This is a genomic window from Roseixanthobacter pseudopolyaromaticivorans, from assembly GCF_043195145.2.
GTDB lineage: Bacteria > Pseudomonadota > Alphaproteobacteria > Rhizobiales > Xanthobacteraceae > NCEH01.
The window spans coordinates 4,703,986-4,718,781 of sequence record NZ_CM195539.1 but is presented as its reverse complement, the minus strand read 5'-3'; the positions used below and the strand labels follow the sequence as shown (position 1 = coordinate 4,718,781).

The following is a 14,796-nucleotide window of genomic DNA, read 5'->3' as shown; positions in this document are numbered from 1 at the left end:
CATTGCCGCGCTCGGGCGGAAGCAGCATGTTCGCGCCCATGTCCGACTGGCCCCTGCTCACCCTCATCTTCATCACCTTCGCACTGGTCCTCGCCGGTGTCGTGAAGGGTGTCATCGCCATGGGCCTGCCGACCATCGGCGTCGGCCTGCTCAGCATCGTCATGCCGCCCTCCCATGCGGCGGCGATCATCATCATTCCGGCGACCGTGACGAACGTGCTGCAATTGTTCAGCGGCCCGCGCGTCGTGCCCAACGCGAAGCGGTTCTGGGCGCTGCTGGCGATGCTGGCGACCGGAACGCTGGTCGGCGGCTATTGGCTGGGCGGGCTAAGCTCCCACTGGGCGCCGCCGCTGCTGGGGCTGACCTTGTCCGTCTATGGCGTGCTCGGCCTGCGGGCGATTCATTTCCATACGCCCAGCGGCTGGGAAGGCTGGCTCTCGCCGGTCATCGGCCTCGCGTCGGGCTTTCTCACCGGCACCACGGGCGTCACCGTGATGCCCTCCGCGCCCTATCTGCAATCGCTCGCCCTGGAGCGGGAGGATTTGATCCAGGCGCTCGGGCTCACCTTCACGGTGGCGAACTTCACCCTTGCCTTCGCCCTCACCGGCGGCGACGCGCCGCTCGCCGATCCGCATGCGGTGATGCTGTCGCTCATCGCTCTGGTGCCGGCACTGATCGGGATGGAGGCGGGCCGGCGCATGCGCCTCACCTTCTCCCCGGCGACGTTCAAGACCTGCTTCTTCGCCGGCCTCCTCGGCCTCGGCGTCTTCATGCTGGCGCGCGGCCTCCTCGCCTGAGGGGCCAGATGAAAATCCCCGGCCTGGAAGCCGGGGATGAAGCGTTCGGGACCCGCCCGGATCAGTCGTCGGTGCGGTGCACGTCGTGGATGACGATGGCCTTGCTCTTGTCCGGCTTCACCAGCCATTGCGGATGGCGCAGCGTCTTCACCGTATCCTCGAAGCCCGACGCCCAATGGTCGCGCATGGAGGTGCCGGAGAATTCGTAATCCTTGAAGTCGCGCTCGTAATCCTTCTCCTGATAGATCAGGTGGCAGATGTTGACCGCGCCGGACTTCTCGTAATCGGCGATCACCTGCTGGTCTTCCTCGGTGCGCAGCTGCTCGGGAATGCGCAGCACCGCTTCCGCATGCTTGGCGCGCAGCAATTGCACGCGGCGGAACAGGTCCGTGGTGTAGCGCGTGCGGCTGGAATAGCCGATGTCCTTCTGCCGTTCGATCACCTGGAACATGTCGCGGGGCAGTTCGCCGCGCGCGCTGAACAAATCCACCTGGAACACCAGGGCGCCCGGATGGTCCGGCTGGTCCAGCAACCATTGCAGCGGGGTGTTGGAGACCACGCCACCGTCCCAATAATATTCGCCATCGATGCGCACCGAGGGGAAAGCCGGCGGCAGCGCGCCGGAGGCCATCACGTGCTCGGGGCCGATGCGGTGCGTGGTGTTGTCGAAATAGACGAAGTTGCCGGTGCGCACATTGGTGGCACCCACAGAGAAGCGCTTCTGCTTGCTGTTGATGAGGTCGAAATCCACCAGCCGCAGCAGGGTCTCGTGCAGCGGCGTGGTGTCATAGAGGCTGGTGGCGCCCTCGGCGCCGGTCGGCAGCAGCCACGCATTGGGCCAGCGCGGCTTGAAGAAGCCCGGCTGTCCCATGTTGATGGTCACATAGGAACTCATCTGGTTGCGCAGGGCGCGGAACACGTCGCCGTCTGGGGTGAACGGCCAGATCTTGCGGCCGGAGACCGTCTCCCAGAATTCCCGCAAGCGGGGGATGCGGTTTTCCGGCGTGTTGCCGGCGATGATCGAAGCGTTGATGGCGCCGATCGAGACGCCGGAAATCCAATTGGGTTCGGCCCCCGCGATCGACAGCGCCTCATAGACACCCGCCTGATAGGCGCCGAGCGCACCGCCGCCCTGGAACACCAGGGCGATACGGTCGTAATCCTTCACGATCTCGCTGATGTCGTTGGGATTTTCACAGGTCCGCGTGCGCATGTCGTTCCCCATCCAGCTTGGCGGCCAGCGGCCCGTTCAGCGCGCAAGGGGCGGAGGTTTCCCCGCCACCCCTCGCCGGGCCACGCCGTCGTGTTCGAGAAGGCAAAATCAGGCGCCGGAGCGCAAGCGCCCTGCGGCGGCATGCCCTCCGGGCCGGATCATTTCGGCTCGGCCAAGTAATCGTACACCACTTCGCCCATGCCAAGGGTCAAGTCGGCGCGCAGGTGCAGGGCCGAGACCACCTCCAGCACCGGCAGCTTGGCGACGTCCGCCATCACGTGCGGGTAGAGGCCGAGCGCGGCCGGGCCGGTCCAGCATTCCTTGAGCTGGATGTCTTCCAGATAATAGCGGACCAGCTCGCAGATGCGGGGCGTGGCGTCCACATGGGGAATGATCTTGATGAGGAAGCTCGGCGTCTTCAGGGCGGCGAGCACCGCGTCCTTGTCGGCTTGCTTGTGCTTGTAGCCCATGGTGGCTTCCACGCACAGGGTCTTGCCGTAATGCAGGCGGCCGACCAGAACGTCCTTTTCCACTTCCATCTTGGGGTGGGCATACTTCTTGGGGAAGCCCCACAGCTCGCGGCCGCCGGCAATCGGCGCCTCGTCGTCCAGATACATGGAATGGACGTAGCCGCCTTCCACGCCGTTGAACTTCACCGGGATCACCTGTCCGGTCTCGGTGTAATCGCCGAAGCCGGTGGAATCGGGCATGCGGATGAATTCATACTTCACCAGCGGCTCATAGACTTCGAGCGGCTCGGGCACGACGCGGCGCAACGCCTCGATGTCGGTGCGATAGGTGATGATGAGGAATTCGCGGTCGAAGAAGCGGTAGGGTCCCGGCGGATAGGCGGGATTCGTCAGGGGCATGGAATAGGCGTTGCGGCGAACGTCCTCGATCTTCATGGAGCATCTCCGACCGGCTGTGGCATCTCGCGCCTGCGAGATGACGCTGACGTTAGCCGATAGCCCTTCGACGTGACAGCCCCGCGACGATCACAACCAGCCAAGGCGCGGCGGCGGGGTTGAGCCGTGGCGCCCAGGCGGCGGACCGCCTCATCCCGCCCGCCCGCGCACAGCCTAGAATTCCAGCAGCCCGGCGCTTCCGCCCGCCGTGCCGAACGCCACCGCGCCGCCGTCCTTGCGCCAGGCGATGGCCGAGACGGGGGAAGCGTCGGGCGCCCGCAGCAGGATTTCCGCGCCGTCGGTCAGGCGCACCATCAGCACCATGCCGTCGTCATAACCGCACGCCATCACCGGGTCCTTGGGATGGCAGGCCACCATGGTCACGCGCCCGCCGCTGGCCGAGGGCGCCTGCATGGAGGGCTGCTTGCCGATGGGGCCGTCCTTGGTGGCGAACGGCCAGAGCACCACTTCGGTCGAGCCGGAGGAGGCTAGCCACTTGCCGTCATGGGTGAATTCGAAACTCTTCACCCGCGCCGGATAGCCGGTCATGCGCATGTGCGCGCCGTCGGCGAGGCGCCAGCCGTGCAGCGAGGGTTCCTGCATGGTGGTGATGATGAAGCGACCGTCCGGCGAATAGGTGACGCCGAGATGGGAGCCCTTCCATTCCAGCACCTCGGGCTTCGCGTCGGCGGCGTTGGGGTACCACAGGCTCACCCCGCCATAATGCGCCACCGCCACCCGCAGCCCCTTGGGCGCGAAGGCGAGGCCGCCGACGGTGGAGGGCGCTGTGAAGCTGCGCGCCTCGCCCTTCGTCGGCACCATGTGGGCGACCTTGCCGGCGGAATAGGCGACCGCACCGTCCGGCCCCAGCGCGATCCGGTCGATCCAGCGAGCCTTCTGGGTGGCGATGGTCTTCGCTTCACCGGTGGCGAGCACCTCCATCACCTTGCCGTCGTCCCCGCCGGTGACGAGGCGCTGCCCGTCGCCGGCCGCGCACAGAACCACGCCGTCGTGCAGCGCGAGCGTGCGGTCCGCGCCGGGAAACAAGGCGGTGCCGGTCTCGGAAATGAAAACGCAGGTGCCGCGCAGGAACGCGACGCAGGCGGTCGCCCCGTCGAGGGCGAAGGTGCGCACCTTGTCGGTGAGCGAGGACGGCGTGGACGGCATTGAGGGCGACATTCCATGAAGGCGGTCGGATGCCGCCTTCATAAGCCAAGGCCGCCGCCTTGTCTCACTTCGGGGCGCCATGCGGGCGTGACTCCTCTGGATTTCCCTGCGCTTTGATGGCCTAAGGAGCGGCTCTCCTGGTCGCCGTGCTCCATGTTCGATACCCGCCTGCCCATCGACGCCGTTCTGCCCGCCCTCACCGCGACGCTGCGCGCGCGGGCGAGCGCCGTGCTGGTCGCCCCGCCGGGCGCGGGCAAGACCACGCGCGTGCCCCTCGCGCTGATGGACGAACCCTGGGTCGCGGGCCGGCGCATCCTGGTGCTGGAGCCGCGCCGCCTCGCGGCCCGCGCCGCCGCCCACCGCATGGCGCAGACGCTCGGCGAGCGCGTGGGGGATCGCGTCGGCTACCGGGTGCGCCTGCGCTCGGAAGTCTCCCGTCGCACGCAGATCGAAGTGATCACCGAAGGCGTCTTCACCCGCATGATCCTGGACGATCCGGAATTGTCCGGCGTCGCGGCGGTGCTGTTCGACGAATATCACGAGCGCAGCCTGGACGCCGACCTTGGCCTCGCCCTCGCGCTCGAGTCCCAGGGCGCGCTGCGCGAAGACCTGCGCCTGCTGCCCATGTCGGCCACGCTGGACGGCGCCCGCGTGGCCGCGCTGCTGGGCGGGGCGGGCGAGCCGGCGCCGGTGGTGGAGAGCGAGGGCCGGGCTTTTCCCGTCACCACCCGCTATCTCGGCCGCGATGCCCGCGCGCCCATCGACGCCCAGGTGGCGGACGCGGTGAAGACCGCGCTCGCCGCCGAGCGCGGCTCGGTGCTCGCGTTTTTGCCCGGTGCGGGCGAAATCCGCCGCACGGAAAACCTGCTGCGCACGCAGGTGCGGGACCCCTCCGTCGATATCGTGCCGCTCTATGGCGCGCTGGATTCCGCCGAGCAGGACCGCGCCGTGCTGCCCGCCCCGGCGGGACGGCGCAAGGTGGTGCTGGCCACCTCCATCGCCGAAACCAGCCTCACCATCGAGGGCGTGCGCGTGGTGGTGGACGGCGGGCTTGCCCGCGTGCCGCGCTTCGAGCCGGACGTGGGGCTGACGCGCCTTGAGACCGTGCGCGTGTCCCGCGCCGCCGCCGACCAGCGGCGCGGCCGCGCGGGCCGCACGGAGCCCGGCGTGTGCTATCGCCTGTGGGGCGAAGGGGAGACGGCGAGCCTTCAGCCGTTCGCGACCCCGGAGATCCTCGCCGCCGACCTGTCCGGCCTGGTGCTCGATCTCGCGGTATGGGGCGTGCGCGATGCCCGCAGCCTCGCCTTTCTCGATCCCCCGCCGCTGCCCGCCCTGGCCGAGGCGAAGGCCCTGCTGGTGCTGCTGGGCGCGCTCGACGAAGACGGCGGGGTGACGCCGCTCGGCCAGCGCATGGCGCGCCTGCCGCTGCCGCCGCGCCTCGCCCATATGGTGGTGATGGGCGCCGATGCCGGCGTGGCCGCGCTTGCCGCCGAAATCGCCGCGCTCCTGGTGGAACGCGGGCTCGGCGGCGAGAGCGTGGACCTGCTGCACCGCCTGGACGAATTCCGCCGCGACCGCTCGCGCCGCGCCGACGACGCCCGCCGCCTCGCAGAACGCTGGGCCGATCTTGCTGGCGCGCGCGCGCCGAAGACGGGCGATGCCCCCTGCCCCGCCGCCTTGTTGGCCCTCGCCTTTCCCGACCGGGTGGCGAAGGCGCGCGGCGACGGCACGCGCTTCCTGCTTGCGAACGGGCGCGGCGGGGTGATGGAGCCCTCCGCCGCACTCGCCAAGGCACCGCTGCTGGCGGTGGCGGAGATTTCAGGCCGGGCAGAGGCGGCGCGCATCTCGCTCGCCGCCGCGCTGTCCGACGAGGAGCTGGAGCGCCTGTTCGCGGGCGAGATCCGCACCGGAATCGAGATCGGCTTCGACGCCGAAGCCGCCGCCGTGCGGGCGCGCGAGACGCGGCGCCTGCGCGCCTTGGTGCTCGCGGACCGGCCGCGCCCGGTGCCGCCGGGTACGGAAACCGCGCGGGTGCTGGCGCAGGGGATCGCCGCGCTCGGCCTCAATCGCCTGCCCTGGACGGCGGCGCTTGCCCAATGGCGCGACCGGGTGGAATTCCTGCGCCATGCGGAGGGCGAGGCCCAGGGCTGGCCCGACCTTTCCGACGCAACGCTTTCCGCCACGGCGGACGTCTGGCTCGCCCCGTTTCTGGACGGCAAGTCGTCGCTCGCCCAGATCGGCGCGGGCGATCTCGCCAATGCGCTGCACGCCTTGCTGCCCTATGCGCTCACCGCCCGGCTTGAGGCGGAGGCGCCGACCCATTTCGATGCCCCCTCGGGCTCGCGCCTGCCCATCGATTATGAGAATCCCGAAGGGCCGCTGCTGGCGGTGCGGGTGCAGGAACTCTTCGGCCTCACCCGCCATCCCGCCATCGCAGGAGGCAAGGTGCCGCTGATTCTCTCCTTGCTCTCGCCCGCGCACCGGCCGATCCAGGTGACGAAGGATCTGCCGCAATTCTGGCGCGGCTCCTGGCGCGACGTGCGCGCCGAAATGCGCGGGCGCTATCCCCGCCATCCCTGGCCGGAGGACCCGGCGAGCGCGCCGCCGACGCACAGGGCGAAGCCGCGCAGGACATGATCCTTCCTGACGTTACGGCATGTGAGATGCCGAAAGCGGCCCGGCCAGCTTGCGTTAGCCGCCTGCATCGTCCATCAAAAAGCTTGGCAGACGTGGGAGGGTGGACGGTGGTGCGAAATCCGGGACGTGAAACCGCAGAGCCGCATGCACCCCACGGGCGAGGCCGACTGCGCACGCTTGCCGGCGCATTGGCCGCCACTCCGGTTCTGTTGGGCGCCTCGCTCGCCCACGCCGCCGCGCCGGGCGCGACGACCATCAACGGGGCCGACCTGAACCTGCTCTGGGGCATCCCGTTCGTCGGAATGCTGCTGTCCATTGCGTTGTTTCCGCTGCTGGCCAACCATTTCTGGCACCATCATTACGGCAAGGTGGCGCTGTTCTGGGGCGCCTGCTTCGTGGTGCCGTTCGCGCTCACCTTCGGACCCAGCCTGACCCTGCACGAAGTGGTGCATACGGCGACACTGGAATATATTCCTTTCATCATCCTCCTGTTCTCGCTGTTCACGGTCTCGGGCGGCATCCTGATCGCCGGCAACATCCACGGCACGCCGCTGACCAACACCGGCATTCTCGCCTTCGGCACGCTGATCGCCAGCCTCATCGGCACCACCGGCGCCTCCATGGTGCTGATCCGCCCGCTGCTGCGCGCGAACGACAATCGCCGCTACAACGTGCATGTGGTGGTGTTCTTTATCTTCCTGGTGTCGAACATCGGCGGCTCGCTGACCCCGCTCGGCGATCCGCCGCTGTTCCTGGGCTTCCTGAAGGGCGTCACCTTCTTCTGGACCACCACCCACCTGTTTCATGACACGGTGGTGGTCGCCGGCCTGCTGCTGGTGGCGTTCTATCTTCTGGACCGCTATTTCTATTCCAAGGAAACCCCGCCCCCGCTGCGCGATCCCACCCCGGACACCGAGCGCGTCAATGTGCGCGGATTGCAGAACCTGCCGCTCCTGGTCGGCATCATTGGCGCCATCCTTTTGAGCGCGCTGTGGAAGCCCGGCATCGTGTTCGATGTCTACGGCACCCGCGTGGAGCTGCAATGGGTGGTGCGCGACGTGCTGCTGATCGCCATCGCCTTCGTCTCGCTCGCCATCACCCCGCGCCTCGTGCGCGAGCGCAACGGCTTCGACTGGGAGCCGATCCTGGAAGTGGCGAAACTGTTCGCCGCCATCTTCCTCACCATCATCCCGGTCATCGCCATCCTGCGCGCGGGCTCCACCGGCGCGCTCGCGCCGCTGGTGGACCTCGTCACCGATCCGAACGGCCAGCCGGTGAACGTCTGGTATTTCTGGCTGACCGGCATCCTGTCCTCGTTCCTGGACAATGCGCCCACCTATCTCGTCTTCTTCAACCTCGCCGGCGGCGATCCCTATCGTCTCATGGGGCCGCTGCAGGTGACGCTGGAGGCAATCTCGGCGGGCGCCGTGTTCATGGGGGCCATGACCTATATCGGCAACGCACCCAACTTCATGGTGCTCTCCATCGCCCGCCATCGCGGCGTGAAGATGCCGAGCTTCTTCGGCTATATGGGCTGGTCCTGCCTGTTCCTGCTGCCCTGCTTCGCGCTGCTGACGTTCCTCTATTTCATCTAGCGGCCGGGCGGGGGGAAGACGGAGCGAGGCGATGTCCTTCACCCGCGAACAGATCGCCGAGGCGGCGGCCTCCGCCGCCATCGCACCCGATGCGGTGGCGCGGCTGCTCGCCGCCTTGCCGCAGACGCCCGCGACCGGCGCCTCCGCCATGGCGAAGCCGCGCTTCGATCTCACCCATCTGCTCTGGTATGGCGGGGCGCTGATCATCCTCGGCGCCATGACGCTGTTCGCCACCCTCGCCTTCGCGCAGATGGGCGGGGTGGCGCTCACGACGACCGCCGTCGCCTATGCCGCGGTCTTCCTCATCGCCGGCCATCATCTGTGGCGGCGCGGGCTCACCACGCCGGGCGGGCTGATGGTCGCCATCGCGGTCGGCATGGCGCCGCTCGCCGTCTTCGGCATCCAGGACAGCCTCGCGGCCTGGGGACCGGAGGGCAATCCCGGCACATACGTGGATTTCTACCGCTGGATCCACGGCAGCTGGGTGCCAATGGAGCTGGCGACCCTCGCGGCGGGCGCGCTCGCGCTTTATTTCTACCGCTTTCCCTTCATCGTCGCGGTCATCGCCTTCGCCCTCTGGTTCCTCTCCATGGACCTCGCCCCGGTTCTGTTCCACCGGCCGGACCTGGGCTGGGAGGAGCGGCGCGACGTCTCGCTCTATTTCGGCCTCGCGGTGCTGGCGATCGCATGGGTGGTGGATCTCGCCGCGACCCGTGCCGATTTCGCCTTCTGGCTGCATCTGGTGGCGGCGGTGACCTTCTGGGGCGGGCTGACCTTTCAGGACGGCGGCACCGAATGGTCGAAGATGCTCTATTGCCTGATCAATGTGGGCCTGGTGCTGCTCGCCATCTTCCTGGCGCGACGGGTCTATGCCGTGTTCGGCGCCATCGGCATCTGCATCTATCTCGGCCACCTGGTGGTGGACGTGTTCAAGGATTCGCTGCTGTTCCCCTTCGCGCTGTCCGCGCTGGGCGTGGCGGTGATGGGCGCGGGCTTGTGGCTCTACCCGCGCCGCCAGATCTTCGCGGCCTGGATCGACCGCACCTTGCCCGCCCCGCTCCGCCGCCTGCGCCCGGCCCACGCGCGGGGCTGACGCCGACCGCGCGCGGCAGGTGGCTCAGGCCGCGCAGCTCAGGAAGCCGTCTTCCAGCTTCGTGCGGTCGAGATTGCGGCCGATGAAGACGATGCGGCTCTGCAGCCTCTCCTCCGGCTTCCAGGGGCGCTGGTGATCGCCGTCCAGGATCATGTGCACGCCCTGGAACACGAACCGGTCCGGATCGTCCTTGAACGCCAGTATGCCCTTGGAGCGCAGGATATTCGGGCCCTCGGTCGCCACCAGCTCCTGCACCCAGGGGAAGAATTTGTCCGGGTCCATGAGCTTGTCGGTGGCGATGGAGACCGACTGCATGTCCTCGTCGTGGAAATGCTTCAGCCCGCCATGGCCGTGATGGTGGCCGTGCCCATGATCGTGATCGTGCCCGTGGTCATGCCCATGATCATGGCCGCAGTCCGGGCCGCAGACGTGGTCCGGGTCGTCCTGCTCCAGGAATGCCGGCTCCAGCGACAGGATGCGCTCGAGATCGAACGCGCCGCGGTCCAGCACCTGATCGAGGGCGATGGCCGACTTCTGGGTGCGGTGGAGCTTGGCATAGGGGTTGATGGCGCGGATGCGCGCCTCCACCTCGGCCAGTTCCTCGGCGGTGACGAGGTCGGTCTTGTTGAGCAGGATCACGTCGGCAAAGGCGATCTGGTTCTTCGCCTCGGGCGCGTCCTTCAGCCGGTCGATGAGCCATTTGGCGTCGGCGACGGTGACCACCGCGTCCAGCTTGGTGCGCGCGCCCATCTCCTCGTCCACGAAGAAGGTCTGGGCGACGGGCGCGGGATCGGCGAGGCCGGTGGTCTCGACGATGATGCCGTCGAAGCCGCCCTTGCGGCGCATGAGCCCGTCGATGATGCGGATGAGGTCGCCGCGCACGGTGCAGCAGATGCAGCCGTTGTTCATCTCGAACACTTCCTCGTCGGCGCCGACCACCAGGTCGTTGTCGATGCCGACCTCGCCGAACTCATTGACGATGACGGCGTATTTCTTGCCGTGCGGCTCGGAAAGGATGCGGTTCAGCAGCGTGGTCTTGCCGGCGCCGAGATAGCCGGTGAGCACGGTGACGGGGATTTTTTCGGACGCGGTTCCAGACATGGTCTCTCCTGTGCGGGCTTCGGCCCCGCCACATGCCGGGCGGCAGGCTCGCGCCGCCGCCCGGTCAAATGAAAATCCTTTGCCCCAGCCCGTGGCGCCGCTCAGCTCGACAAAGCAGCTGAAAGGGCGTGCAGGTTGGACTGCACCATGTCGATGTAGGTGGTGGCAGGGCCTTTGTCATCGGACAGGGCGTCGGAATAGAGCGTGCCGCCCACCTTCGCGCCGCTTTCCTTGGCGATGCGGTCCATCAGGCGCGGGTCGGACACGTTCTCCAGGAACACCGCCGGCACCTTCTGCGCCTTGATCTGGCGGATGATGCGGCCGACATCCTTGGCGGACGCCTCGCTCTCGGTGGAGACGCCTTCCGGCGCCAGCAGCTTCAGCCCATAGGCGTCGCCGAAATAGCCGAAGGCGTCGTGCGAGGTGATGATGCGGCGGTGGTCGTCCGGGATGGCGGCGACGGTCTTCAGCACATCGGCCTGGAGCGCATCGAGCTTGGCGAGATAGGCGGCAGCATTGGCGGTATAGACGTCCGTGCCGGCCGGGTCGGCGGCGATCAGGCCGTCGCGGATATTGGCCACATAGACCTTGGCATTGGCCACCGACTGCCAGGCGTGGGGGTCGATCGCGCCGTGGGCGTGCGTCTCCTTCTTGCCCTTGGGCTTGTCGTCGTCGTCCTGCGGCTCGTCGGCGGTGCGCTCGCGCGGCTTGATGCCGGTGGTGGCGACCACCACCGTCGCCTTGGTGCCGGAGGCCTTCACCAGCCGGTCCATCCAGCCCTCGAAGCCGAGGCCGTTGACGAACACCACCTTGGCGGCGGCGAGCTTTTTCGCGTCGTTCGGGGTCGGCTGGTAGACGTGGGTATCGCTGTTGGGGCCGACGATGGTGGTCATGGCGATGCGGTCGCCGCCGACATTCTTCACGAAATCCCCGAGGATCGAGAACGAGGCCACCACCGGCAGCTTCGCGGCGGGGGGGGCGGCATCGCTCTGGGCGAGCGCCGGGGTTACGCCGAGCACGAGTGCCGCGGCGAGCAGGGAACGACGAGAGAGCATGGCTTACTCCGTTAGGCTTCGAGATGCCGTCTTCGGACCCGTCCGGACAAGATGCCGCCGGCTGGCCCGACGAGCACGGAGACCGCATAGGCGGTGCCTGCCACCAGGATGATGGCCGGCCCCGAGGGGGCGCCGAAATGGTAGGACACGAGCAGGCCGACGACCCCGCTCGCGAACGCAATGCAAGTGGCCAGCGCCACCAGGGGCGTCAGGTCGCGCACCCAGAAGCGGGCGGTGGCGGCGGGCAGCATCATCAGGCCCACCGACAATAAGGTTCCCAGGGCATGGAAGCCGCCCACGAGGTTCAGCACCACCAGCGCCAGGAAGGCGATGTGGCTCGGCCCGCCGGCCCGGCTCACCGAGGCGAGGAAGGCCGGGTCCACGCATTCCAGCACCAGCGGGCGCCAGATGATGGCCAGCGTCACCAAGGTCAGCGTGGCGATGCCGGCCACCAGGATCAGCGTCGGGTCGTCGAGCCCCAGCACGGTGCCGAACAGCACGTGCAGAAGGTCCACGTTCGAGCCCTTGAGCGAGACGATCATCACGCCCAGCGCCAAAGAGATCAGGTAGAAGGCCGCGAGCGAGGCGTCCTCCTTCAGTTCCGTCGCGCGGGCGATCACCCCCGCGCCCACCGCCACCAGCAGCCCGGCGGTGATGCCGCCGAGCGTCATGGCGTAGAGATTCAGCCCCGACACCAGGAAGCCCAGCGCCGCGCCGGGCAGGATGGCGTGGGCCATGGCGTCGCCGGTCAGGCTCATCCGCCGCAGCATCAGGAACGCGCCGACCGGCCCGGCGCCGATCGCCAATGCGAACACGCCCACCAAGGCGCGGCGCATGAATTCGAATTCCGCGAACGGACCGACCAGCAGGTCGTAGGCGTTCATGGTTCAGGCCGCCGCGCTGCAGGGCGCGGCGCCATCCTGGGGCGCTTCGGTCATGCGGCGGGCGAGAAGCAGGTTCTCCGGCGCCAGCACCTCGGCGGTCGGGCCCCACGCGACCGGCGTGCGGGCCAAAAGCAGGGTCTGCGGGAAATGCGCGCGCACCAATTCGAAATCGTGCAGCACCGCGAGCACCGTGCGCTTTTCCCCGTGCCAGCGGCGCACCAGCTCCAGCAGGTCGGAAACAGTCTTGGCGTCGAGCGCGTTGAACGGCTCGTCCAGCAGGATCAGGCGCGCATCCTGCAGCAGCAGGCGCGCGAACAAGGTGCGCTGCATCTGCCCGCCGGACAGCGTGCCGATGGGCCGGCGCTCGAAGCCGGTCAGGCCGACCGCGGCGATGGCGTCGGCGATGCGGGCGTGGTCGGCCTTGCCGATGCCGCCGAACAGGCCGGCGCGGCGCCACAGGCCCATCGCCACCAGATCATAGACGCTGATGGGAAAAGAGCGATCCACCTCCGCCCCCTGGGGCAGATAGGCGATGTCGCGGGAATCGAGCCCGCAGCGCTCGATGGCGCCGCCGAGCGGGCGCAGCGCGCCGGAAATGGCCTTCATGAGCGTGGACTTGCCGGCCCCGTTCGGTCCGCAGACCGCGAGCAGGGCCCCTTCCTCCACCGCGCCGTCCAGGTGATGGACCGCCGGATGACGCTCATAGCCGAGCGTGAGGTCGCGGAAGCGCAGCTGGATGGGAGTGTTCACGAGATCACCCACAGCACGCCCGCCCACATGACGGCGCTGAGGCCCGCCACGAACGCCAGCCGCGCCCCGAGCGAGGAGCGCAGCACCGAGAACGTCACCGGCCGGGCCACCGCCACCACGCCGGAAGGCCCATGGGCGTGGCTGTGGCGATGGGGCGCGGCGTGGGAAGCAGCGCGGGACGGGGCCTGGGAAGTGGGGTCGAGCAACGTCATGGGCATTCTGATACAGAGTATCTTTACGCCTGTCCAGCATGACCAAAGGCGAGCCGATCCACTTTTTCTTGAACGCAGCGCAGCGCCTTGCCAGGGCCGGACGCGACGTCCATATCCGGTCGACCGCGGGCGGGCGGCGGGTGGAGCAGAGCGAGATGAGTGAGCAGCGCATTTCCGGCCTCAGCGCCGCCATTCTCGCCGGCGGCCAGGCCCGCCGCATGGGCCATATCAACAAGGCCCTGGTGACGGTGGGCGGCGTGCCGGTGATCGACCGGCTGATCGCCCGCCTCGCGCCGCTGTGCGAGGAACTCATCGTGATCGCGGCCGATCCCGAGCCTTATGCGGCCCGCGGGCTTGTGGTCTATCCCGATATCGAGGCGGGCAACGGGGCACTGGGCGGGCTGCATACGGCCCTGACCCGCGCGCGCGGCGACAAGGTGTTCGTGTGCGCCTGCGACATGCCTTTCATCTCCGCGCCGCTGATCCACCATTTGAACGCCAGCCTCGGCGCGCACGACGCCGCGGTGCCGCGCGACGGCTATGGCTTACAGCCGCTGCACGCCATCTATGCCCGCCGCATCGCGTCGCTGATCCCGCCCTTCATCGCGCGCCGCGCGCTGCGCATGGACGGCTTCATTGCCGCCCTCGATGCGGTGATCCTGCCACCGTCCGATGTGGCCGCCTATGCGGCGGAGGCGGAGATCTTCTTCAACGTCAATACCCCGGCGGACCTCGAACAAGCGCGGCTCAAGGCGCGGGAAGCTCCGCAATCGCCCCAGGATGAGCCGGCGCGCGCGCCGCGCTAGGCTTCCGGGCACATAGCGAAAAACGGGAAGGAAACATGCCAGACGTCGGGGATCCCAGCCTCTATGAGCGCATCGGCGGCGAAGGCGCCGTGCGGGCGCTGGTGGGGCGTTTCTATCATTTGATGGACACGCTGCCGCAGGCTGCCGAATGCCGCGCCATCCATCCGCCGAGCCTGGAGGGCAGTGCGCGCAAGCTGGAGGAATATCTTACCTATTGGCTGGGCGGCCCGTCCGATTACGTGGCCCGCAACGGCCATCCGCGCCTGCGCATGCGCCATTTCCCAGCCGCCATCGGCCCGGCCGAGCGCGACGGCTGGCTGGCGTGCTTCCGCCAGGCGCTGGCCGAGACGGTCACGGACCGCACCGCCGCCGCCGAGCTTCTGCCGCGCGTGGAGGCGCTCGCCGCCCATATGCAGAATCGGGCCTGACCGCCGCCGCCCCCTCCAAAGCGCGGGCCAGCTGGCTTCACGGGCGCGGCATCCGGGCGGCAAAGCGCCGCCCCCGCGCGCGTTAGGGCCATCGACCGATCCTGAGGCGCGCGCGACCCGCCCCGCGCGCGCCGGAGGGTGCATGGCGCGCGC

General features: G+C 68.5%; 14 protein-coding genes. 6 read left to right on the top strand and 8 right to left on the bottom strand.

The window, feature by feature from the left end; all coding sequences use genetic code 11:
- Positions 1-26: 26 nt before the first annotated feature.
- Positions 27-797: a TSUP family transporter gene (locus V5F68_RS21980; RefSeq protein WP_394015278.1), complete on the top strand. Its 771-nt coding sequence runs from the start codon at positions 27-29 to the stop codon at positions 795-797.
- Between the two features lie 61 nt (positions 798-858).
- On the opposite strand, the gene V5F68_RS21975 is transcribed toward V5F68_RS21980, so the two are convergent.
- The 3 genes from V5F68_RS21975 to V5F68_RS21965 form a co-directional block, all read right to left on the bottom strand.
- Positions 859-2,010: a DUF3734 domain-containing protein gene (locus V5F68_RS21975; protein ID WP_394015279.1), complete on the bottom strand. Its 1,152-nt coding sequence runs from the start codon at positions 2,008-2,010 to the stop codon at positions 859-861.
- A gap of 158 nt (positions 2,011-2,168) precedes the next feature.
- Positions 2,169-2,915, bottom strand: coding sequence for an acetoacetate decarboxylase (locus V5F68_RS21970; protein WP_394015280.1), 747 nt, complete (start codon positions 2,913-2,915; stop codon positions 2,169-2,171).
- A 174-nt stretch (positions 2,916-3,089) separates the two neighbouring features.
- Entirely contained in the window at positions 3,090-4,082 is a 993-nt protein-coding gene (locus V5F68_RS21965; RefSeq protein ID WP_394015281.1) for a WD40 repeat domain-containing protein, read from the bottom strand.
- A gap of 153 nt (positions 4,083-4,235) precedes the next feature.
- Between V5F68_RS21965 and hrpB the strand changes: the two genes are divergently transcribed.
- The 3 genes from hrpB (at position 4,236) to V5F68_RS21950 (ending at position 9,407) form a co-directional block, all read left to right on the top strand.
- The gene (gene hrpB, locus V5F68_RS21960) at positions 4,236-6,719 is read left to right on the top strand and encodes an ATP-dependent helicase HrpB (protein WP_394015282.1); all 2,484 of its coding nucleotides are present in this window, start codon (positions 4,236-4,238) and stop codon (positions 6,717-6,719) included.
- A gap of 188 nt (positions 6,720-6,907) precedes the next feature.
- Positions 6,908-8,314, top strand: coding sequence for a sodium:proton antiporter (locus tag V5F68_RS21955; RefSeq protein WP_394015283.1), 1,407 nt, complete (start codon positions 6,908-6,910; stop codon positions 8,312-8,314).
- A gap of 31 nt (positions 8,315-8,345) precedes the next feature.
- Entirely contained in the window at positions 8,346-9,407 is a 1,062-nt protein-coding gene (locus V5F68_RS21950) for a hypothetical protein (RefSeq protein WP_394015284.1), read from the top strand.
- Between the two features lie 24 nt (positions 9,408-9,431).
- Here the strand turns inward: V5F68_RS21950 and V5F68_RS21945 are convergent, their stop codons facing one another.
- The 5 genes from V5F68_RS21945 to V5F68_RS21925 form a co-directional block, all read right to left on the bottom strand.
- Positions 9,432-10,508, bottom strand: a complete 1,077-nt coding sequence (locus V5F68_RS21945) for a CobW family GTP-binding protein (RefSeq protein WP_394015285.1) — start codon at positions 10,506-10,508, stop codon at positions 9,432-9,434.
- 101 nt (positions 10,509-10,609) lie between these two features.
- Entirely contained in the window at positions 10,610-11,563 is a 954-nt protein-coding gene (locus tag V5F68_RS21940; protein ID WP_394015286.1) for a metal ABC transporter substrate-binding protein, read from the bottom strand.
- 11 nt (positions 11,564-11,574) lie between these two features.
- Complete coding sequence (locus tag V5F68_RS21935) at positions 11,575-12,447, bottom strand: metal ABC transporter permease (protein ID WP_394015287.1); 873 nt, start codon at positions 12,445-12,447, stop codon at positions 11,575-11,577.
- Positions 12,448-12,450: 3 nt separating this feature from the next.
- Entirely contained in the window at positions 12,451-13,197 is a 747-nt protein-coding gene (gene aztA, locus V5F68_RS21930; RefSeq protein ID WP_394015288.1) for a zinc ABC transporter ATP-binding protein AztA, read from the bottom strand.
- Positions 13,194-13,409: a hypothetical protein gene (locus V5F68_RS21925; RefSeq protein WP_394015289.1), complete on the bottom strand. Its 216-nt coding sequence runs from the start codon at positions 13,407-13,409 to the stop codon at positions 13,194-13,196. Before V5F68_RS21925 ends, aztA begins: the two co-directional genes overlap by 4 nt.
- Before the next feature lie 155 nt (positions 13,410-13,564).
- On the opposite strand from V5F68_RS21925, the gene mobA reads away from it, so the two are divergent.
- Both mobA and V5F68_RS21915 read left to right on the top strand, forming a co-directional pair.
- The gene (mobA, locus tag V5F68_RS21920) at positions 13,565-14,215 is read left to right on the top strand and encodes a molybdenum cofactor guanylyltransferase (protein ID WP_394015290.1); all 651 of its coding nucleotides are present in this window, start codon (positions 13,565-13,567) and stop codon (positions 14,213-14,215) included.
- 35 nt (positions 14,216-14,250) lie between these two features.
- A complete protein-coding gene (locus V5F68_RS21915) occupies positions 14,251-14,643 on the top strand; it encodes a group II truncated hemoglobin (protein ID WP_348845611.1) in 393 nt (130 codons plus the stop codon).
- The last annotated feature ends 153 nt before the right edge of the window (positions 14,644-14,796 follow it).